18 protein-coding genes are annotated in these 21947 nt (G+C 57.0%); 8 read left to right on the top strand and 10 right to left on the bottom strand.

What is annotated here, in order from left to right:
- Nucleotides 1–46: 46 nt before the first annotated feature.
- Genes GUC22_RS09995 through manX form a run of 3 tightly spaced genes read right to left on the bottom strand, consistent with a single transcriptional unit; the run spans nt 47 to nt 2740 of the window.
- Nucleotides 47–898, bottom strand: a complete 852-nt coding sequence (locus GUC22_RS09995; RefSeq protein WP_004103307.1) for a PTS mannose transporter subunit IID — start codon at nt 896–898, stop codon at nt 47–49.
- Nucleotides 899–910: 12 nt separating this feature from the next.
- Nucleotides 911–1711 (bottom strand): PTS mannose transporter subunit IIC, encoded by an 801-nt coding sequence (manY, locus tag GUC22_RS10000; protein WP_004121991.1) that lies wholly within the window; start codon nt 1709–1711, stop codon nt 911–913.
- Nucleotides 1712–1771: 60 nt separating this feature from the next.
- Nucleotides 1772–2740: a PTS mannose transporter subunit IIAB gene (manX, locus tag GUC22_RS10005; RefSeq protein ID WP_004138485.1), complete on the bottom strand. Its 969-nt coding sequence runs from the start codon at nt 2738–2740 to the stop codon at nt 1772–1774.
- A gap of 446 nt (nt 2741–3186) precedes the next feature.
- Here manX and yoaE point away from each other — a divergent pair, with 446 nt between their 5' ends.
- On the top strand, nt 3187–4746 hold the full coding sequence (gene yoaE / locus GUC22_RS10010) for a CNNM family cation transport protein YoaE (protein ID WP_024357817.1): 1560 nt from the start codon (nt 3187–3189) through the stop codon (nt 4744–4746).
- A 36-nt stretch (nt 4747–4782) separates the two neighbouring features.
- Here the strand turns inward: yoaE and GUC22_RS10015 are convergent, their stop codons facing one another.
- The 4 genes from GUC22_RS10015 to pabB all read right to left on the bottom strand — a co-directional run bounded on the left by GUC22_RS10015 (nt 4783) and on the right by pabB (nt 9944).
- Nucleotides 4783–6348, bottom strand: coding sequence for an EAL domain-containing protein (locus GUC22_RS10015; protein ID WP_116943566.1), 1566 nt, complete (start codon nt 6346–6348; stop codon nt 4783–4785).
- A 131-nt stretch (nt 6349–6479) separates the two neighbouring features.
- Nucleotides 6480–7844, bottom strand: a complete 1365-nt coding sequence (gene sdaA / locus GUC22_RS10020) for an L-serine ammonia-lyase (RefSeq protein ID WP_004138492.1) — start codon at nt 7842–7844, stop codon at nt 6480–6482.
- A 162-nt stretch (nt 7845–8006) separates the two neighbouring features.
- Nucleotides 8007–8585 (bottom strand): CoA pyrophosphatase, encoded by a 579-nt coding sequence (locus tag GUC22_RS10025; protein ID WP_004121986.1) that lies wholly within the window; start codon nt 8583–8585, stop codon nt 8007–8009.
- A gap of 3 nt (nt 8586–8588) precedes the next feature.
- The gene (gene pabB / locus GUC22_RS10030; RefSeq protein ID WP_049085111.1) at nt 8589–9944 is read right to left on the bottom strand and encodes an aminodeoxychorismate synthase component 1; all 1356 of its coding nucleotides are present in this window, start codon (nt 9942–9944) and stop codon (nt 8589–8591) included.
- Nucleotides 9945–10034: 90 nt separating this feature from the next.
- Between pabB and GUC22_RS10035 the strand changes: the two genes are divergently transcribed.
- Nucleotides 10035–10214: a YoaH family protein gene (locus tag GUC22_RS10035; protein WP_004103292.1), complete on the top strand. Its 180-nt coding sequence runs from the start codon at nt 10035–10037 to the stop codon at nt 10212–10214.
- A 1-nt stretch (nt 10215) separates the two neighbouring features.
- Here GUC22_RS10035 and GUC22_RS10040 read toward each other — a convergent pair whose 3' ends face one another.
- A complete protein-coding gene (locus tag GUC22_RS10040) occupies nt 10216–12246 on the bottom strand; it encodes a heparinase II/III family protein (RefSeq protein ID WP_024357820.1) in 2031 nt (676 codons plus the stop codon).
- Nucleotides 12246–13484 carry an alginate lyase family protein gene (locus tag GUC22_RS10045; protein ID WP_024357821.1) on the bottom strand — a complete coding sequence of 413 codons (1239 nt, stop codon included), beginning with the start codon at nt 13482–13484 and terminating at the stop codon, nt 12246–12248. Before GUC22_RS10045 ends, GUC22_RS10040 begins: the two co-directional genes overlap by 1 nt.
- Before the next feature lie 525 nt (nt 13485–14009).
- Here GUC22_RS10045 and GUC22_RS10050 point away from each other — a divergent pair.
- Genes GUC22_RS10050 through GUC22_RS10070 form a run of 5 tightly spaced genes read left to right on the top strand, consistent with a single transcriptional unit; the run spans nt 14010 to nt 19353 of the window.
- Nucleotides 14010–15299: an ABC transporter substrate-binding protein gene (locus GUC22_RS10050; protein ID WP_024357822.1), complete on the top strand. Its 1290-nt coding sequence runs from the start codon at nt 14010–14012 to the stop codon at nt 15297–15299.
- Nucleotides 15300–15310: 11 nt separating this feature from the next.
- The gene (locus tag GUC22_RS10055; protein ID WP_004121980.1) at nt 15311–16252 is read left to right on the top strand and encodes a carbohydrate ABC transporter permease; all 942 of its coding nucleotides are present in this window, start codon (nt 15311–15313) and stop codon (nt 16250–16252) included.
- 9 nt (nt 16253–16261) lie between these two features.
- Nucleotides 16262–17101 carry a carbohydrate ABC transporter permease gene (locus GUC22_RS10060; protein WP_004121979.1) on the top strand — a complete coding sequence of 280 codons (840 nt, stop codon included), beginning with the start codon at nt 16262–16264 and terminating at the stop codon, nt 17099–17101.
- A gap of 10 nt (nt 17102–17111) precedes the next feature.
- Nucleotides 17112–18206 carry an ABC transporter ATP-binding protein gene (locus GUC22_RS10065; RefSeq protein ID WP_004138500.1) on the top strand — a complete coding sequence of 365 codons (1095 nt, stop codon included), beginning with the start codon at nt 17112–17114 and terminating at the stop codon, nt 18204–18206.
- A gap of 7 nt (nt 18207–18213) precedes the next feature.
- Nucleotides 18214–19353 carry an alginate lyase family protein gene (locus tag GUC22_RS10070; protein WP_029669640.1) on the top strand — a complete coding sequence of 380 codons (1140 nt, stop codon included), beginning with the start codon at nt 18214–18216 and terminating at the stop codon, nt 19351–19353.
- 164 nt (nt 19354–19517) lie between these two features.
- Here the strand turns inward: GUC22_RS10070 and GUC22_RS10075 are convergent, their stop codons facing one another.
- Nucleotides 19518–19862 (bottom strand): RidA family protein, encoded by a 345-nt coding sequence (locus tag GUC22_RS10075; protein ID WP_004113724.1) that lies wholly within the window; start codon nt 19860–19862, stop codon nt 19518–19520.
- A gap of 132 nt (nt 19863–19994) precedes the next feature.
- Between GUC22_RS10075 and GUC22_RS10080 the strand changes: the two genes are divergently transcribed.
- The gene (locus GUC22_RS10080; protein ID WP_049099800.1) at nt 19995–21905 is read left to right on the top strand and encodes an ATP-dependent DNA helicase; all 1911 of its coding nucleotides are present in this window, start codon (nt 19995–19997) and stop codon (nt 21903–21905) included.
- The last annotated feature ends 42 nt before the right edge of the window (nt 21906–21947 follow it).

Raw genomic sequence — 21947 nt, forward strand, 5'->3', positions numbered from 1 at the left:
CCAAATAAAAAAGCCGGGGGCAAGCCCCCGGCGCACAACGTGTTGATTACTGGCCCAGCAGTCCGACAGCGTAACCGGCGATACCGATGACGAAGAAGCCCACGATGATCCACAGGGCGTTAACTTTCTTACGCAGCAGCCACATACAGGCGAAGGTCAGCAGCAGCGGCACCAGGCCCGGCATCAGCTGGTCAAGGATCGTCTGCACGGTGGTGACGCGAGTCTGGCCATCCTGACCGGTGATGGTGGAAACCACCAGCGGGATGTTCACGTGCGTCCACTTGTTAACCAGCGCCCCCATGACAAACAGGCCGAGAATTGACGCCCCCTCGGTCAGTTTCTGCAGGAAGCCGCCGCCCATATCTTTAACGATGTCGATACCTTTACGGTAACCGTAAGCAACGCCGTAATAACGGGTCAGCAGACGCACCGCGTTAAACAGGATAAAGAACAGCAGAGGGCCGAGCAGGCTGCCGCTCATGGCGATACCTGCGCCCAGCGCGGCGAATACCGGACGAACGGTACCCCAGAAGATCGGGTCGCCCACGCCGGCCAGCGGGCCCATCAGGCCAACTTTGATACCGTTGATGGCGCCATCGTCGATTTCTGCGCCGTTAGCACGCTGTTCTTCCATCGCCAGCGTTACGCCAAGTACCGGCGCCGCAACGTAGGGATGGGTGTTAAAGAACTCAAGGTGACGCTTAATCGCCTGTTTGCGCGCATCGTTGTTCTCCGGATACAGGCGACGAATAGCCGGTACCATGGAGAAGCAGAAGCCCAGCGCCTGCATACGTTCGAAGTTCCATGAACCCTGGAACAGGTTAGAACGAATGAACACGCCACGAATATCACTCTGAGTGAGTTTTTTCTCGGTGGTATTTTTAGTCATATCAACCATTTCGCTCACCTGTTAGTCCAGTTCGTTGTCGAGATCGTTATTACCAGCAGCCTGCGCAGGCGCACCCGCGACGCGGTTATATTTCGGGCTCAGCTGAATGTAGAGGACAGCCATTACCGTACCAATCACACCCAGAGCAACCAGGTTGAAATCGGTGAACGCGGCGGTAACAAAGCCCAGGTAGAAGAACGGCATCAGGTAGCCGGCGCGCATCATATTAATGACCATCGCGTAACCCACTACCACGATCATGCCGCCCGCGATGTTCAGACCGCCGGTAACCACTTCAGGAATGGCGTTCAGCAGACCCTGTACTTCGCTGGTACCGACGGAAATCGCCACGATAACCGCAGGAATAGCGATACGCATCGCCTGCAGGAACAGCGACGAAACGTGCAGCCAGGAGATGGCCGTCAGGTTACCATTTTCCGCCGCTTTATCCGCAGCGTGCTGGAAGGCAACGGTAATGGTACGGACGATAATGGTCAGCACCTGGCCCGCTGCCGCCAGCGGAATTGCCAGCGCGATACCGGCACCGATGCTTTGGTGGCCCGCGATAACCAGAACGGTTGAGATGATGGATGCAAGCGCAGCATCAGGCGCAACGGCGGCGCCGATGTTCATCCACCCGAGGGCGATCATTTCCAGGGTACCACCGATGATAATACCGGTTTTCATATCCCCGAGAACGGCGCCAATCAGTGTACAGGCCACCAGAGGACGGTGGAACTGAAATTCATCAAGTACCGACTCCATACCCGCAATACACGCGACGATGAACACCAGCACAATCTGAAGAAGGGTAATCTCCATTGTACTTCTCCTGTTGATTAAGTCTTAAGTTGAAAATTGAGTTGCGATCCGCAGAGAGGCTTATTTCACCTTGCCGATCAGATCCATCATTTTCAGTTTCTGGTCGGTGGAAACTTTGCGGGCTTCCAGTTCGATACCGCGGGCGTTCAGCTTCTTGAACGCTTCAATATCTTTTTCATCGACCGAAATGGCGTTATTCACCTGCGTTTTGCCCTGACGGAAAGCCATGCCGCCGATGTTGACGCTGGTGATTTTCACACCGCCTTCAACAACACGTTCAACGTCCGTTGGGTTAGTGAACAGCAGCATAATGCGCTCGCCTGCGTATTTGGGGTTGTTATAGACGCGAATCATCTTCGCCACGTCTACTACGTGGGCGGTAACGCCCGGAGGAGCAACCTGGGTCAGCAGCGTTTTACGTACGGTATCCGCCGCCACTTCGTCGCTGACGACGATAATGCGCGAAACGTTAGTTTCTTTGGTCCAGCGAGTGGCGACCTGGCCGTGGATTAAACGGTCATCGATACGCGCCAGCCCAATAACCATGTAGTCGTTTGGACCCATTGGCTTCAATGGCGCTGCCGCTTTCGGCGCTGCAGCCTGAACCGGAGCAGGGGCGGCCTTTTCCACCGGCTTCGCTTTCAGTGCTTTCACGCCTTCACGACCGGTTTCCACCGCCAGGGCGACCAGTTCATCAAACGAGGGGTTGTCGTCGCGCGCCATCAGCGTTTCGACCAGCATCGGGATATTGACGCCCGCGATGACTTCATAATGTTCTTTATCGACGACAATGCGGCTGGCCGCGTTAAACGGGCTGCCTCCCCATGTATCGACGAGAAATAACACGCCTTTAGCCGTATCCAGCTTTGCCAACTGGGCGTTGTACTTCTCAATCAACGTTTCTGCGTTTTCGCCAGGAACGAAATCGATCCAGCCAACGTTTTCCTGTTCGCCCAGCAGCATTTCTGCCGTTTTTAACAGCTGTTCTGCAGCCCAACCATGTGTGCCTATTACAATAGCAATCGTCACTTGCTACCTCCTTTATAATCGTGAATGCATCATCTGTTGTGATACATCCTGAATCACTCTTGCGAACAAAATCGATTCAGTAAGGGTGTAAGATATAAAGTAATTACTACAGCGAATTATTTTAGACAGTGAAAAAATAATTAATGTGATGAAGCTCCGCTAATTTTGCATCGGTTGGTAATTATTTTGCAGCGCAAAAAATAGTCTTAGCTATTGCAAAGACAGGTAAATTTTTTCCAATATTGCTCTATATTTTGCTATGTTTACGTTCCGTTTAATTACTCAGGAGTATAGGGCATAGCCCGCTATATGGACCGTCACCGACGTCATTTCACCTTCCGGCACGCGCGTGCCGCCGTCACCTGCTACGTCTTTTCACCAGCAACAAGTGTCTCGTCTGTGCATGACACAGCGATGACTATGCCTGTCGTTAACTGGAGCTGCTCATGGAATTCTTAATGGATCCCTCTATTTGGGCCGGTTTGCTGACGCTTGTCGTCCTTGAAATCGTACTGGGTATCGACAACCTGGTGTTTATCGCCATCCTTGCCGACAAGCTGCCGCCTAAGCAGCGCGATAAGGCGCGCCTGATCGGCCTTTCGCTGGCGCTGTTTATGCGTCTGGGGCTGCTGTCGGTCATTTCGTGGATGGTGACCCTGACGAAACCGCTTTTCAGCGTTGCCGATTTTTCGTTCTCCGGACGCGATCTTATTATGCTGCTCGGCGGGATATTCTTGTTGTTTAAGGCGACCACCGAACTGCATGAACGGCTGGAGAACCGCCAGCATGACTCCGGTCATGGTAAAGGATATGCCAGTTTCTGGGTGGTGGTACTGCAAATCGTCGTACTTGACGCCGTGTTCTCGCTGGATGCCGTGATTACTGCGGTCGGAATGGTTAACCACCTGCCGGTGATGATGGCGGCGGTGGTGATTGCGATGGCGGTGATGCTGCTGGCTTCGAAGCCGTTGACTAATTTCGTCAACCAGCATCCGACGGTGGTGGTGCTCTGCCTGAGCTTCCTGCTGATGATCGGCCTGAGCCTGGTGGCGGAAGGGTTTGGTTTCCATATACCGAAAGGTTACCTGTACGCCGCGATTGGCTTCTCGATAACCATCGAGTTCTTTAACCAGATTGCGCGCCGTAACTTTATTCGCCATCAATCGACCCTGCCTCTGCGCGCGCGTACTGCCGATGCGATCCTGCGCCTGATGGGCGGGCGTAAGCAGAGCGCTCCGGCGCACGATAGCGACAGCTCGTCCGTGGTGCCGATACCGGAAGGCGCGTTTGCGGAAGAAGAGCGCTATATGATTAATGGCGTACTGACCCTGGCCCAGCGTTCGTTGCGCAGTATTATGACCCCGCGCGGGGAAATTAGCTGGGTGAACGCCGAGCAAAGCGAAGATGAAATTCGCCGCCAGCTGCTCTCTTCCCCGCACAGCCTGTTCCCGGTCTGTCGCGGCGAGCTGGATGAAATCATCGGTATCGTGCGGGCGAAAGAGATGCTGGTGGCGCTGGAAGCGGGTGACAACGTGGCCTCGCTGGCTTCCGCCTCTCCGGCGATTGTGGTCCCGGAAACGCTGGACCCGATCAACCTGCTCGGCGTGCTGCGCCGCGCCCGCGGTAGCTTTGTCATCGTGACTAACGAGTTTGGCGTCGTACAGGGGCTGGTTACGCCGCTGGACGTACTGGAGGCGATTGCCGGTGAGTTCCCGGACGCTGACGAAACGCCGGAAATTGTCATCGATGGCGACGGCTGGCTGGTGAAAGGTTCAACCGACGTGCATGCGTTGCAGCAGGCGTTGGGCGTAGACGATCTGGTCGATGAGGATGAAGATATCGCCACCGTTGCCGGCCTGGTGATTGCCGTCAACGGCCATATTCCGCGCCCTGGCGACGTGCTTGAGCTGTCGCCTCTGCAGTTCACCATCATTGAAGCCAACGACTATCGCGTCGACCTGGTGCGCGTCGTCAAGCTGCGTCAGTACAACGACGAAGAAGAGTAACGTTGATGCCCGTCGGCCTCAGGCAGGCGGGCATTTTTAGGCGTTCATTTCCCGACGCTTTTCCGCCGCCAGCCACTGCGGAAAGTCCTCTACCGGCATTGGCCGGGCGTAATAAAACCCCTGCAATAAATCGACGCCGTTGCCGCGCAGGTACGCTTCCTGATCCTGGGTCTCGACGCCTTCCGCGACCGTCACAATTTTCAGCCGATGGGCGAGAGCAATGATCATATCGGTCACCGTCGCGTTAACGCTATCAATCCCAATGGCGCTGGTAAACGATTTATCAATTTTCAGGACATCAGGGCGCAGCTTTTCCAGCCACGAAAGGGAGCTGTTGCCGGTGCCGAAATCATCGATAGCCAGCTGGACCCCTTTGAAATGAAGATGCTCGGCCATATGGTGGTCGCCATCCTGCAGGACGTCACGCTCGGTGAGCTCAACGACCAGCTGCTGAATGGGATGGGCGCTAAACCAGTAGTGATGCAGATCGCGCAGCAGCTCGCCGTTGGCGAAATGGCGGGCGGCGACGTTAATGCTGATGTGAAAATGTTTGTCCTGCGGAAAGCAGGCTAATTTGTGGGCCGTCTGGGAGATCACATAGCGGGTGAGGGGGACGATCAGGTTATATCCTTCGGCTATCGGAATAAACACGTCCGGCGAGATTTCGCCTCTGCGCGGGTTATTCCAGCGCAGTAGTATCTCAACGCCGCAGCACTGCCGAGTGCGCAAGTTCTGCAGGGGCTGGCACCAGAGGGCGAACTCGTGCGCGGCAATACCGAGATTAATTTCGCGGGAAAAGCTCATTCTTCCGGCGGTCGCCAGCCAGGCGATGCCGGTCATTAACAGGCTGATTACCAGCGCCAGCGGAAGCTCGGCCGGCAGTTCGTTAAGGGCGACCGCCGAGGCTCCTGGCCCGCTGACGCTAATGGTAAAGGGGAACTCGGTCGACGGCTGGCGGTAGATGATTTGCTCGCCCGGCAGGGCTTCCTGTTTACTCAGCCCCGAACCGCTAATAAAGCTTCTTTCGCCGACGTTAAGGCCAATTCCGCTGATTAGCGCTGATTTTGCGTTGAAAATTAACTCGCCCAGCAGCTCGATATTGATCACCAGCAGCACGCCGTCGGCGCCGCTAAGCGAAGCGGGATACCACTGGATAAGCACCGGCGTTCCTTTGAGCAGCGAGGCGTCGTAGCTGAAGGTGAGCAGGGGGTGATGAGTGGGTAATGCCGGCTGTAGCTGGTGTATCGGAATGTTGCGTTGGCCAAAAATACTCGAGCAGTACAGCAGGTTCGACTGGACCAGCGCGATGGAGCGCACCGTTTGCAGCGACGCCGCCAGCTTACGTAACGTGAGGTGCACGTCCTGACAGGGCTTATTGACAAGATGCAGTAGCGCGACGTGCTGGGCCGCCAGAGGCCGCAGAATATTATCCATAGCGGCCACTATCTTGTTGGTGCTCATCTGGACGCGTTGCTGATTTAAGCTACGCTGTGAAATAAATCGTATTACTAAGGTTGTTGTCAGCGTCAGTAGCGCGACCAGCAGGCAAACCAGAATGCGTTTCCGGCGATAGGTTGTGATGACTTTTTGTGCAGTCTGCATGCGCGACGCCCTGTCGGCTAAAAGTGTTAATGAGAGTAACAGCCGTTATAGAGCAAGTGTAGTGGGCGCAGATAATAATATAGAGCGGAAAAAGAAGAATGCGCCCTTGGGCGCATTCTGTTGAGCAATGATTAGTCGCACTGAACTTTGATAGCCAGGCCGCCGCGCGACGTTTCCCGGTATTTGGCGTTCATGTCTTTACCGGTTTCATACATGGTCTCAATGACCTTATCCAGCGAGACGCGCGGCTCGCTGGTGCGGCGCATTGCCATCCGGCTGGCGTTAATCGCTTTGACGGAGGCAATCGCGTTGCGTTCAATGCACGGAACCTGTACCTGTCCGGCCACCGGGTCGCAGGTCAGTCCCAGGTTATGTTCCATGCCGATTTCCGCCGCCACGCAGACCTGCTCCGGGCTGGCGCCAAGGATTTCAGCCAGGCCCGCGGCCGCCATCGAGCAGGCCACGCCCACTTCGCCCTGACAGCCCACTTCCGCGCCGGAAATGGAGGCGTTCATTTTGTACAGCGTGCCGATAGCCCCTGACGCCAGGAAATAACGAATATAGATATCCGGACTGACGGGCTCGATAAAGTGGTCATAGTAGGCCAGCACCGCCGGAACGATGCCGCAGGCGCCGTTGGTCGGGGCCGTTACCACCCGGCCACCGGCGGCGTTTTCTTCGTTGACCGCCAGCGCAAACATATTGACCCAGTCCACCACGTTCATCGGGTCGTTAGAGAGCTTATCGCTGGCAACCAGCATCCGTCGCAGCGCCGAGGCGCGACGAGGAACGCGCAGCGGACCGGGCAGGACGCCTTCGGTATTCATCCCGCGATCGATACAGGCGCGCATGGTCTGCCAGATATTGGCGAAATAGTCTTCAATCTCTTTTTTGCTGTGCAGCGCCAGCTCATTCTGCATCACCATGCCGGAGAGCGACATGCCGGTCTGTTTGCAGTAGCCCAGCATCTCCTGAGCGGATTTAAACGGATACGGAACGGCGAGTTCGCTGGCGCTCTCTTTGCCGAAATGTTCTTCATCGACGATAAAACCGCCGCCGATGGAATAATACGTTTTACTGTAGATCTCTTTCTCGCCAGACCAGGCGTGAATGGTCATGCCGTTTTCATGCAGCGGCAGGTTGTCGCTACGAAAACGCATGCCGTCATTTTTCGGGAAGTCGACTTCATGCTGCCCCTGGGCCAGCAGCAGGCGTCCGCGCTCTTCAACGTCGCGGATAAACGCCGGAATCGCGTCGATATCGACCGTATCGGGCTGATTGCCCGCCAGCCCCATAATAATGGCGATATCCGTGTGGTGGCCTTTGCCGGTTAATGACAGTGAGCCGTAGACGTCGACCGCCAGGCGAGTCACTTCATTAAGCAATCCCTTTTCGACCAGGTCATCGACGAACTGTTTACCGGCCTTCATCGGGCCTACAGTATGGGAAGATGAGGGACCGATCCCCACCTTAAACATGTCGAATATACTAATCACGCTAACACTCCTGACAGGGTTGCCGCGGGTGCGGCAACGATGTAATAACTGCGCATAGTGTAAGAGGGAACCGGGCCATCAGCTTAAGTATTCACATGAATTAAACTAATGAGTAACCATGGATTTACTAATGCTGAGAACGCCGTCTCAGTTTTAGTATAGCTAAGGGCGGGAGCCTATCTGTAGCGCCAGTTCACGGATAATGCCGGCGGTCATTCCCCAGACAAAATAATGCTGATACCAGGATAGCCAGACGCGATGCGAATTGCCGCGGCGATGGATATCCAGCGGGTGATAGCGCCCCAGGCGCAGCGCTTCGGCCAGCGGCATTTCGAAGACCGCGGCGACTTCATCCTGGCTGGCGTGATAGTGCAGGTCAGGCGGAATAATGCCCACCACCGGGGTGACCTGAAAACCGGTTACGCTATCGACCGGCGGCAGAACGCCGATCACCTCGACCGACTCCGGCGGGATCGCCACCTCTTCGTGGGCCTCGCGCAGCGCGGCGGCGATCAGGGTCGCATCGCTGTTATCCACCGCGCCGCCGGGGAAGGCGACCTGGCCCGCGTGCTTGCGCATCAGCGGCGAACGCTGGGTCAGCAGCAGCCCCGGCTGCGGGCGGCGCACAATCGGTACCAGCACCGCAGCCTGACGCTGGTTGAGCGCGTGGCGCGTCGGCTGCGGGCGCAGAAGCTGAAAACGCGAAAGGAAATCGTCAAGTTCGAGGGCGCTGTCCGCCATGTGCTAGCTCTCCAGTTGATGCAGGATACGATTAACTTTATCAAAAGTTTCCTGATATTCCGCCGCCTCTTCGCTATCGGCCACAATTCCGCCGCCGGCGGAGCAGTAGATCCGCCCCCGGCAGGCCGTCAGCGTACGGATGGCAATGCTGGTATCCATATTGCCGCAGAAGCTGAGATATCCGATGCTGCCGCACCACGCGTTGCGCCGCTGCGGCTCCAGTTCATCGATGATCTCCATCGCTCTGACCTTCGGCGCGCCGGTGATTGAGCCGCCGGGAAAGGCCGCGCGCAGCAGGTCGGCGGCGTGCAGATGCGCGGGCAGTCTGGCGGTCACGGTGCTCACCAGATGATGCACGGCGGGGAAGGGCTCCACCACAAACAGCTCAGGAACGCGAACGCTACCGGGGACAGCAACCCGGCCAATATCGTTACGCATTAAATCGACGATCATCAGGTTTTCGGCGCGGTCTTTTACCGAGTTCGCCAGCTTTTGCGCCTGCAGCGCGTCCTGCTCAGGATCGGCCAGCCTGGGCAACGTCCCCTTGATGGGCCGGGTCTGAATTTCGCCTTGCCGGAGCTGAATAAAACGCTCGGGCGACAGGCTTAATATGGCGCCCTCCTGGAGGCGAATAAAGGCGCTGAACGGCGCGCGATTAACACGGTTTAGCTGACGGAAGGCCAGCCACTCATCCCCGCGATAGCTCGCCGTAAACCGCTGCGCCAGGTTAACCTGATAGCAGTCGCCGCTGTGCAGATAAGCCTGAACCTGGCGAAACTTTTCGCCATACTCCGCGCGGCTCATATTTGAGCGCCACCCTGAGGTGAGGGCAAAGGGGGCCGCGGCAGGCTCGGCCTGCGCTTCCAGCCACGCCAGCCGCGCCTGCGGATCGCCATAGCTGAATAACGACACTTCCCGGCGCTGATGATCGACGATTAACGCCCAATCATAAATGCCTACCGCCATATCCGGCAGATCGATATCCGCCTCGGCCTGCGCCGGCAGATTTTCAAAGCGACGACCCAGATCGTAGCCGAACAGCCCCAGCGCCCCGCCGAGAAACGGCAGCTGCGGATGAGCCTGCGGCTGCAGGTTAAAGCGCGCCAGCTGTTGATGCACGAGAGTGAGCGGATCGGCGGCAGAGGTTGAGACGGTTTCCCCATCGTTTATGACGGTCATATTGCCGCGAGTCACCAGCGTTGCGCGCGGCTGGGCGACAACAATGTCAAAACGATTATGCGGATGTTCGGCAAAACCCGAGTGCAGCAGCATCGCCCAGGGCTGTGAACTTAATGGGCTAAAATAGTCTTCAGCGGCATCCGGACGCCAGGGCAGGGAAAGCATAGCGGGGGACAACATGGTCTTCTTTAATCCTGATCGTGACCGCCCGCTGGTATAAGAGAGGACGGCGTGAAATAATTACGCCCCACAATGTAGCAGGAGTAAGTGATGTTTGCAGGTTTACCTTCGCTGAGCCACGAGCAACAGCAAAAAGCAGTGGAACGAATTCAGGAGCTGATGTCGCAGGGCATGAGCAGCGGCCAGGCCATCGCTTTGGTGGCGGATGAACTGCGCGCCTCGCATACCGGAGATCGGATTGTGGCGCGCTTTGAGGATGAAGACGAGTAAATTACTCTGCGTACTGAGGTGAGACGCCGCTTTCCGCGAGCGGAAGGATCGCATCAGGTCGTTTACCTGGCTCGTCGTACAACGTCACGTGCGTCACGCGATCGCCGCGCCAGAAGGTAATTTGCGTACCGACTGGCGTATGGTGCACGTTCACTTCCGTCAGCGGCGCGCTGTTTGCCAGATCCCACAGACACACAAAACGCGCCTGCGGCAGGTGATTGCGTATGACCAGATAGCTAAGATTGCGAATCGCCGGGTTATCGGGCGCCAGCCCTTGCCAGAGTTCACCATCACCGGACAGCCAGAGCGCAACGGTATCGCCGCCGCGCGCAAAGTGGCGCGGCTGACAGCCGTTCAGCGGCGTCACGGTTGCTTCGGTCATTCGCCGCAGCGGGCCGCTGAGCGAAAAGGGCCGGGCCGTGCCGCTCTGGTCCAGCGCCTGTGCCGCCAGATGCAGCGTCCAGTCGAGCTGCTGGCGATGCGGGTTCTCCACGGAGGACAGATCGATCAGCACATCTTCAAGCCACAGCAGGCGACGGCGGAAGCGCACGTCCCGCCAGGCCGTAGCGTCCCATTCGACGCGGCTATGGCTGTTGAGCTCCGGCGGCGGTTTGCCCCAATCAACCTCGCTATCCAGCCACAGAAAGTCGTCATCCATATGCCGGCCCAGCACCTGCGGATTGGCCGGAGGCTGGTTGCTCTGATTAACGCAAAGCGTATTGTGGGTGGCGCTGTTTTTGTAGTAGTCGTAGTGCATTTTCGCGCCGTAGCCGGTGGTGCCCATATCCGTGAGCAGCCAGCCGTCGCGATGCCAGAGCATCAGCCCCAGCCGGTCGTAATGGTCGTGTTCGCCGCCCCAGGGACTGTGCTTAATCAGCAGCGCCTGCTGCGGCCGTCGCCATAGCGTCAGACCCGCGCCCGGCGCAAACAGCGACTGCTGCGGGATGAGCGCCAGGGGGGATTCCGGCAGAGACCGTTCGCGCCATAGCAGGGTTTCACGCTCATCGGGCGCCGTTTCGGTAAACTGCAGGACCGCGGCGTACTGCGGGTCACGCCAGATAAACCAGGCGAACTCGTACAGATCCCGGTGATGGAGCTTTTCCTGCCCGGCGAGGCAGTCATTAAGGCGGGGGAAAGTGCCGTCCGGCAGCAGCAGCGCCAGCGGGAACTTCAGCATCGCCTGATACCAGGGGCCGTCCAGCAGGCTCCAGCGGGTGCCGCGCGCCAGCTTCTCGAAGGCGAAAAAGCCCTGCAGCGCATAATAGTGGTAGTGAATCGAACCTTCGAACCAAAGCCCTTCCGCCAGCAGGCCGTTTTCCAGCTGCCAGCGCAGGCCGTACGGCTGGTTAACGGCAAACTCCAGCAGCGCTTCATCTTCGAGGACGAAACCCAGTACGCCAAGCGCCGCGCTGATTTTGACTTCATGGTTGTGAATCTGCGGACTACGATGGTCGCGCAAAAACGTGGCCGCACAGCGCAGCAGGTTTTCACTGATGTGCCGCTGCTCGCCGGGGGGCAGGCTGTCGCGAATAAAGTCATAACCCAGCGCCATTTCCAGAATGCAGTTGGCTTCGCACAGCGTCTGGGCGTTCATCTTTCCCGGCCCGTTGTTGGGAATATCGCCGTGAATCGCATAGCCGGGATAGACATCCGCGTAACCCATCAGCAGCGTGCGAACTTTATCGCGATACGCCGTATCGCCGGTCAGCCGCCATAGCAGGCCAAGCTGCTGACAGGCGCTGGCGTTTCGGCCATTCATCTCGCGCCACCAGGCGCCGTCCCACGGTTCGCCGCTAAATATTTCCCCATCGACCGGGCAGGCATGCTGGTAGGGCGTATCCGCCCGCCACGTCAGGCGTACGCCGTGGCGCGGACAAAAGTAATAGAGATTCCAGCTGGCGATGCCTGACTGCGGAATGCGAACCGCTGCCTGAAGTACCGGCTGCGCATCCTTCACCAGCCGTTCAAGCAGTCCGCTATTCGCGGCTGCGCGTCCGACAATGTCGGGCCAGAGCCCAGAAAATTGTTTCATTAGCGGTTATCCCTGACCTCTGACGATGCGGAAAGCGGGGCGATAAGCGTCGTGATATCGTCGGGATATTTCGCCCGCAGCCACTGCGCTTTGTCACGGAACAGCGGATCTTCCGGCCAGGCGTGTGCGGCGGTGGCGATATTGCGCAGCGCTTTCTTGTCATCCATTTTATCGATATCTTTCCAGGGCCATGGCGTATCGCTGTTAATAAACCCGGCGATGTACTGATAGCCTTTGCGCAGGCTATGGTCGTCGAGGGTGAAGTTCCAGATATCGACGCCCGCCTTCTCGCCCAGTCGCCCGAGGCGGTTGTAGGCTTCGAGGTTGAAATTGCTGTAGTGCCACGGACGCGTGCGCTCCAGCTCGGCCATCTGGCGGCCTTCAATATCAAATTGTCCCGCAATACGCCGCAGCTGGGTGATGTACAGGCGCTTTTTCGCCTCGTCGATTTTACCGCTGAACAGGGCGAAGGCGGCGGCCTGCATATCAAAATAGCTGCCGTGATTGTTATGCCAGTTCTCTTCTTCAAAGCCGTTCTGGCTGGTGGTCATCCAGTGGTAATAGTCGCCAAACCACTGCCTTAATGCGCTAACGTCGTTATCGCTCAGCGCAGCTGAGGATTGCAGCAGGGCGATCGCGTCAACGACATCAACCAGCGCGCGGCTATCAATAATGCCGATACCGCGTCCGGTATTAATGCCGGGAATGGCCTGGGCATGCTGCAGGTTGGGGGTCATTCGCGTTTTGGGATCGAGGAACCAGGTCTTTAACTGCGCAGCCGCTTTTTGCGCGTAGCGATCGTCGTGAGAGAAGTACCACGCCAGCGCCAGCGTTGACACGTCGTTACTCATCTTCACCAGCCGGTTCTTATCGGTGGCGTCACTATTGGCGTCAGGGTTGGTTTGCCCATCTTTGCGGATATAGGGAAGCCCGTCCTGGGTATCAGGGTTTGGCCACCAGTAAGGCGGAAAGCTGTAGTAGTCGTGCTTATTGCCGCTGGCGGCGACCAACGTTTTATCCATCACCGAGAACAGCGGATGATTGAGCGCCAGATCGGCTTTCTTTAGCAGCGCCGCTTGCGCCTGAACAAATAGCGGATCTTTCGCGGCGATCTGCTGGCGGCTAAAGGCTAAATCCTTTCCGTCTAGCGTGTACGGCTCAGCGGCATACGAGGCGGCGCTCAGGCCGGAACAAAACAGCGCAATGCATAACAAACCTCGGCGAGGTATTGAGTTCATCGTGATAACCCTTCTGCAAATATGAGAAAAGATAACAACAGAATTATACCTGACGCGTATTTAAAGGACGCGAAAAACAGGCGGTGTAATTAAAAAAAATATATTTAAATATTCGATGGCGAGCAGTGTAAAAGACAAAGTGATTTTTTTTGTGACGTCCTTCAAGTTTAACGGCCTGGATAAATAATGACGCTATTAATGCAGTGTACATCACGTATTTTGCCGTTTTTCTCTATTTTTTGAATCTTTTAACAAAATTAGTAAATTTATAATATATTGATTTTAAATGTTATTTATTTTTCGTCACTTTTCTTGTCACTTTTTGGTGTGATCTATCTCAATTTTCTGGTTTTTGAAACGCAATTTCTTTTTTGCATGGTTGTATTGGGAAATACATTTCTATCTAATGAATGGAAATATTTCTTGCGTCAGCTGTATTAACGCCTGAGCGATATTCACATTTCTTTTTATGTATTAATTGAGAATTTAATTACCTTGGTGCCCTACAATAAAGGATATGCCATCATGTCTGCCAATAAATTACGTTCATTGTTACTTCTTACCGCGCTCGGGCTCGGCGTTAGCCAAAGCTACGCCGCGACTACCCTCAACGTCTGGATCCGCGCCAGCAATGACTCGAAGAATATCTACAAACAAGAGGCGGAAAAGTTTGAAGAAAAAACCGGTATCAAAATTGAGTATTTCAACGCCACCACCGACTTTGAACAGCGGCTGGCGCGCGCCACGGCGGGCAACGCCTTACCCGATCTGATTTTTAACGATGCGGCGTCGCTGGGGCAGTTTATCCAGTTGGGTATTGCCGAAGAAATTGACCCGCAGGCGATCGCGGGCGGCGACCAGCTATTCCAGACGGCATGGAAGAGCACCCGCTATATCGACGGTAAATACTATGGCGTACCGACCTCCGCGCAAACTTTCGCCCTGTTTGTGCGCAAAGACTGGCGGGAAAAACTGGGGCTGCCGCAGCCGAAGAGCTGGGATGATATTCAGGCCCTGGCAAAAGCCTTCACCATCCAGGATCCCGATGGCAACGGCAAAAATGATACCTACGGATTTATCGTTCCCGCCTCCACGACGCGCGGCTACGCCAGCTGGTTTATGAGTAGCTTTATCTGGCAGGCGGGCGGCGATTTCGTTAAAGAAGAGAGCGGAAAATTCAGCGCTTCGCTCAATACGCCGGAAGTGGCTCAGGCGATGACCTTTATGCGCGCCATGATGTGCGACAAAGTCACGCAGCCGGGGGCGATTAACGCCACCACCGCCGACGTTATTCCCTCCTTCCGTTCCGGGCAAAGCGGCATGTTCTTCAGCGGCCCGTACCATATCGCGCTGTTCGATAAAGACCCGGGTAAAGACAACTTTGAAGTGATTCCGGTGGTGGGGCCTAAAGGTGAGGCCACCCTCGCCGAGGGCACCACGGTCTTTATGATGAAGAGCAGTGTGCAGAAAGAGGCGGCGCGTCAATTTATCGAATTTATGATTTCCCCGGAAGGTCAGGAAATCGGCATGGGTAAAGGCAGCCAGCATATACCGGTGGTGCGCCTGCCGGTGAATAAGAACGTCGACGTCAAAGCCGTTTATCAGGACGCGCGCTGGGAGACTTTCGCCCGACTTTACAATGAACAGGGGCGCTATGTGCCGCAAATTCCCAACTGGACGCCGGTGCGTCAGGTGGCAGCCGAAGGCTTTAACCGCATTTTTGCCGACTGCAGCAGCGATATTCCCGGCGAGCTGAAGACGCTCGACGGCAAGGTGAACGCTGAGCTGAAAAAACAAAATGTGCTGGCTAACTGAGGACATAGGTTATGACGCTGCATGAGACGAAGTCCTCGCCGATAAAGCAGGCCGCTTCGCCTGACTCGGCCGGATGGCTGAGCGCAAAGCGTAAGCGGGCGCTGATCCCGTGGCTGTTTTTAGCGCCTGCGCTAATTATTTTCAGCTGGTTTAAGTTTATCCCCATGATTCAGGGTCTGGTGATGAGCTTTTACAAGGTCAACTTTAATCAGCCCAACGAGTGGGTAGGGCTGGATAACTTCACCCGCGCTTTTGCCGACGCCGAGCTGCACGCGGCGGTAGTGAACACGCTGCTGTACGTGGTGGTAACGATGTTCGCCGCGGCTATCCTGGCCTTCTTTCTCGCCATGCTGCTGGAAGGTCCGGCGCGCCATCTGCGTTTTATTCGCACCGCCATCTTTTTACCCGCGGTCACCAGCGCGGCGATCGTCGCCGAAATGTGGCGAATTTTATTCAACCCAACGCCCAACGGCGTGGTTAACCACATCCTGAGCTGGTTTGGCGTCGCCGACCAGGGCTTTCTTGCCAGCTCCGATCAGGCGCTGGGGGTCATCATGCTGCTGCATATCTGGAAGGCGGTGCCTTACAACATGGTGATTTTTATTGCCGGCCTGGCGGGGATCAGCCGCGATTTATACGATGCGGCGAACGTTGACGGCGCCAGCTGGTGGAACCGCCTGCGCTACGTCACGCTGCCCGGCATGATCCCGGCGCTCTCGGTGGTGCTGATGCTCTCCTTCATTCGTGGTTTTCGGGTGTTTGCCGAGGTGTATGCCACCACCGGCGGGGGGCCGTCTAACGCCACGGAAATGGTCATGACCCACATCTATAAATTGGGTTTTGAGCAGTTTGACTATGGCTACGCTTCGGCGGTGTCGTTTCTGCTGTTCACCTTCACGGTTTTGTTAACCATTTGTCATCTGACGCTGAAAAAACGTATCGCCCGTTACTAAGGAGCCGCGATGTTAAGTAAACGTTGGGATACAGCAGGACGCTGGTGCATCTACGCGCTGCTGCTGATTGTCTTTGTCGGTCCGTTCTGGGGCATCGTCGCCACGGCATTCAGCGGTGCGCCGGTGAAACCGGGCGAACTGCTGGCCTGGCCGAATCAGTTCTCATTTGAAAACTTCATCTTTGCGTGGATGGATATTGGCGTCTGGCAGTATCTGCTGAACTCCATTCTGGTGGTGTTCTTCGGCACCGTTCTGCAGGTGTCGGTCAGCGCGCTGGCGGCCTATGCGCTGGCGCGGAAGAAGTTTCGCGGCGTGGCGCTGGTGAGCCTGGTGATTTTGTCCACCATGATGCTGCCGGAAGAGGTCATCGCCATTCCGCTGTACATGATTATTAACTGGCGACTGCCGTTTATCGATGCCTCGCTCTACAACAGCTACCTCGGGATGATTTTACCGGTTGTCGGCTGGGCGTTCTCTATCTTTGTCCTGACTGAATTTATGTCGGCGATTCCGAAAGAGCTGGAGGAGGCGGCGCGGATTGATGGCGCTAACGAGTGGCAGATTTTCTTCCACGTCATCCTGCCGCTGGTGAAACCGGCGCTCGGCACGGTGGTGACCTTCGGCTTTATTATGATTTGGGACCAGTACCTGCTGCCGCTGATCGTGGTCAACCAGGACAGCCTGAATACCATTCCGGTGATCCTCGGCACGCTGCGTACCGATGAGAGCATCACGCCGAACATTTTTATCGCCATAACGCTGCTGGCGATGCTGCCCAGCATCATCGTCTACCTGGGTCTGCAAAAACATTTTAATCGCGGGATTATGTCCGGCGCGGTCAAAGGATAAGGAGTTATCAATGGGATCTGTTGTACTGAATAGCGTGCGTAAATCGTATGGTGACGCGCACGTGATTAAAGACGTGTCGTTGACTATCCCGGACGGTGAATTCTGCGTCCTTGTGGGCCCCAGCGGCTGCGGCAAGTCCACGCTGCTGCGCATGATTGCCGGGCTGGAAGAGATTTCCGGTGGCGAGGTGCATATCAACGAACGCAACGTCACCGAGGTAGAACCGAAGCTGCGCGATATCGCGATGGTGTTCCAGAGCTACGCGCTCTACCCGCAGATGACGGTGCGTGAAAATATGGGCTTTGCCCTAAAGATGGCTAAACTGCCGAAAGCGGAGATCAATCAGAAGGTCAATGAAGCGGCGGCGCTACTGGGGTTGGAGCCGCTGCTGGAACGCCTGCCCAAAGATCTCTCCGGCGGCCAGCGCCAGCGCGTGGCGATGGGGCGGGCGATCGTGCGTAAGCCGCAAGTATTCTTATTCGATGAACCGCTCTCCAACCTTGACGCCAAGCTGCGAACCCAGGTGCGCGGCGAGATCCGCGAACTGCATCGTCGGCTGAAAACCACCTCGGTATACGTCACCCACGATCAGATTGAGGCCATGACCATGGGACAGATGATCGTCGTCCTGCGCGATGGGCGAATTGAACAGGCGGGTACCCCGCTGGAGCTGTACGACCGGCCGGCGAATCTGTTCGTGGCCGGATTTATCGGTTCGCCGGAAATTAACCAGCTTCCCGGCGAGGTTGTGCTGAACGGCAACGCGACCAGCCTGCGTCTGAAAGATGGCTCGCTGCTGGCGTTGCCCGCGGGGTTACGGGTGACCGACGGCCAGCAGGTGGTGTACGCCATTCGCCCCGAGCAGGTCAACGTGGTCCATGAAGCGCGCGACGATGCGCTGGCGGCGAAGGTGACGGCGGTGGAGAACACCGGCTCGGATATGCAGCTCTTCTGCGATACCGGCGGCGGGGCGTTTACATCGGTGTTCAAACAGCGTCTGGCAGTAAAAGAGGGGGATAAGATATGGCTACAGCCGAAACTCTCGGGCGTGCACCTCTTTGATGCGCAAAGCGGTCAACGCATAGCGTGCCGGGAGGAAGTTTAAGGTGGCGATGAAGCTGTACACCCTTGATGAAACCTGCCTGGAAAACGCCCGGGCGGGCTTAAAACAGCCGTTCTCGCCGCTGCAGCTGGCGCTGAGCAAGCTGGTGTCAGAGGCCGACATTCTGCGCCGCGAAGCGCCGGAAAGCGTGGTGCACAAAAAACTGCGCCCGGCGAGCGGCGATGCGCACGATTACTACAGTCTGGGGACCTACTGGTGGCCAAACCCGCGGCGTCCCAACGGGCTGCCCTACATTCGCCGCGATGGGCATATCAACCCGCAGTGTGAAAATAACGATACCGACACCTCGCGCATTATCCGCATGTGCGAACGCTGTCTGACACTGGGACTGGCGTGGTACTTCACCGGCCAGCGCCAGTACGCGCAGGCGGCGGCCGTGCAGATCCGCTGCTGGTTCCTCGATGCCGACACGCGAATGAATCCGCATCTGAACTATGGCCAGGCGATCCCGGGGATTGTTTCCGGCCGCGGCACAGGGCTGATTGACACCCGCTTAATGTGGATGGTGGTGGATACCATCGGCTTGGTGAGTGCGGCGAACGTGCTGGATACCGACGATATTATCGGCCTGCACCAGTGGTTCCGCGATTTTAACCACTGGATGTACTACAGCGAAATTGGCCACTCAGAGTACGTCTGGCACAACAACCACGGCACCTGGTACGACGCCCAGCGGACGGTTAACGCGCTGTTCTATGGCGATAAAGGGCTGGCGGCGCGGATCATCGAGCAGGGGATCACCCAGCGGATGGCGGCGCAGATTGACCAGGATGGCAAGCAGACCATGGAGCTCGAACGTACCATCCCTTTCCACTACTCGCTGTTTAACCTGGAAGCGCATCTGCTGCTCAACCGCTATGCCGAGCACGTCGAGTTTGACCGCTGGAACGCCATCCGCGATGGGCGAGGCGTGAAGCAGGGGATTGATTACCTGGTGCCGTTTATTCGGGAACCGGATCTCTGGCCCTATAGCGACCTGCAGGGGATTGTGTGGGATAGCGCGCTGCGCGTGCTGCTGCAGTCTGTGCGGGGGTATGCAAAACAAGCCGGCAGCTATCGTGAAGCGCTGAAATGCGTGCCGCAGGAGACGCTGCAGCTGAAGGAACAGCTCATGTGGTGCCCGGGCTGATACAACAATGCTTCTTGCCTCCCGACGGCGCTGCGCCTGGTCGGCCTGGCTGATATGTAGTCCAGATAAGGCGTTTACGCCGCTATCCGGGGAATGCGCAGGGATTGAGGCTTTGTCTTCCCGGGCGGCGCTACGCTTGCCCGGGCTACGGGGCCACGGCTGTCTTACACTGCGGCGATGATTTTAATCTCGACTTTGTATTTCGGATTCATCAGCTTCGCCTGTACCGTACAGCGTACCGGGGCATGACCGGCGACGACCCATGCATCCCAGGCCTGGTTCATCGCTGCAAAATCTGCGCCGTCGGCAAGGAAAATCGTCGCATCAAGAATACGCGACTTGCTGCTGCCCTGTTTCTCCAGCACCGCGTCAATCTGCGCCAGGGTATCGGCGGTTTGCGCGCAGGCGTCGGCATCCAGGTTGGACGGCACGCCGGTGTAGTACAGCGTCTGGTTGTGAATCACCACATCAGACCAGCGGGCTTCGGCATCAATACGCGTAATGGTCATGTTTATTTCCTCTTTGTTCCGGTTCATTAAGCTGCGGCAAGACTGCCACAATGTTGCACCTGCGTCACTACCCGCACTGGCGAAAACCCCTCCACCCTGACATAATCACTGTCCAAATAACCAGGGGGTAATGTGATCGACGATTTTGCAGCAGACGGCCAGCTGGCCAGCGCGATTGCGGGATTTAAACCACGCGAGCCGCAGCGCCAGATGGCTTTCGCCGTCGCCAGCGCGATTGAAGAAACCCGTCCGCTGGTGGTTGAAGCGGGTACCGGGACCGGGAAAACCTACGCTTATCTGGCGCCTGCGCTGCGCGCCAACAAAAAAGTCATTATCTCCACCGGCTCGAAAGCGCTACAGGATCAGCTCTACAGTCGCGATTTGCCTACCGTCGCCAAAGCGCTGAAGTACACCGGTAAGCTGGCCCTGCTGAAAGGGCGGTCGAACTACCTGTGCCTTGAGCGTCTGGAGCAGCAGGCCCTTGCCGGGGGAGACCTGCCGGTACAAACCCTCAGCGACGTTATTCTGCTGCGTTCATGGTCTAATCAAACCGTCGATGGCGATATCAGCACCTGCGTTAGCGTCGCCGAAGATTCCCAGGCCTGGCCGCTGGTCACCAGCACCAACGACAACTGCCTCGGCAGCGACTGCCCGTTATATAAAGACTGTTTTGTGGTGAAGGCGCGGAAAAAGGCGATGGATGCCGACGTGGTCGTCGTCAACCATCATCTGTTCCTCGCCGATATGGTGGTCAAAGAGAGCGGCTTTGCCGAGCTGATCCCCGAAGCGGAAGTGATGATCTTCGACGAAGCGCATCAGCTACCGGACATCGCCAGCCAGTACTTTGGACAATCGCTCTCCAGCCGCCAGCTGCTGGACCTGGCAAAAGACATTACTATTGCTTATCGTACCGAGCTCAAAGACACTCAGCAGCTGCAGAAGTGCGCCGACCGGCTGGCCCAGAGCGCGCAGGATTTTCGCCTGCAGCTGGGGGAACCGGGCTATCGCGGCAACCTGCGAGAGCTGCTGGCTGACCACAACATTCAGCGCGCGCTGCTGCTGCTTGATGATGCGCTCGAACTCTGTTACGACGTGGCAAAGCTGTCGCTGGGCCGCTCGGCGCTGCTTGATGCCGCCTTTGAGCGGGCAACCCTTTATCGTGGCCGCCTGAAGCGGCTGAAAGAGACCAGCCAGCCGGGATTTAGCTACTGGTATGAGTGTACTTCCCGCACCTTCACCCTGGCGCTGACCCCGCTGACGGTGGCGGATAAATTTAAAGAGGTGATGGCGCAAAAATCGGGGAGCTGGATCTTTACCTCGGCCACGCTCTCGGTCAATGACGATTTACATCATTTCACCGATCGCCTGGGCATCGGTGAAGCGCAAACGCTGCTGCTGCCCAGCCCCTTTGATTACGCCCATCAGGCGCTGCTGTGCGTGCCGCGTAATTTGCCGTTACCCAACCAGCCCGGCGCGGCGCGGCATCTGGCGGCGATGCTCAAACCGCTGATTGAGGCTAACGACGGGCGCTGCTTTATGCTGTGCACTTCCCACGCCATGATGCGCGATCTGGCGGAGCAGTTCCGCGCCACCATGACCCTGCCGGTGTTGCTGCAGGGGGAAACCAGTAAAGGCCAGCTTTTACAGCAGTTCGTCAGCGCCGGGAATGCGCTGCTGGTGGCGACCAGCAGCTTCTGGGAAGGCGTGGACGTGCGCGGCGATGCCCTCTCGCTGGTGATTATCGACAAACTGCCGTTCACCTCGCCGGAAGATCCGCTACTCAAAGCGCGGATGGAAGATTGCCGTCTGCGCGGCGGCGATCCCTTTGATGAGGTGCAGCTGCCGGACGCGGTGATTACTCTTAAACAGGGCGTGGGGCGTCTGATCCGCGATGTTACCGATCGTGGGGTACTGGTTATCTGCGACAACCGTTTGGTGATGCGTCCCTACGGCGCGACCTTCCTCGCCAGCCTGCCGCCCGCGCCGCGCACGCGCGACATCCGCCGGGCGGTACGCTTTCTTGCGGTGCCGCCGGCGAGGTAATCCGGCGCAAAATGTGGTAAGCTGCGCGCCATTTTGTCAATC

The organism is Klebsiella sp. MPUS7, assembly GCF_009905335.1.
In the GTDB taxonomy this organism is placed as follows: Bacteria; Pseudomonadota; Gammaproteobacteria; order Enterobacterales; family Enterobacteriaceae; genus Klebsiella; species Klebsiella grimontii.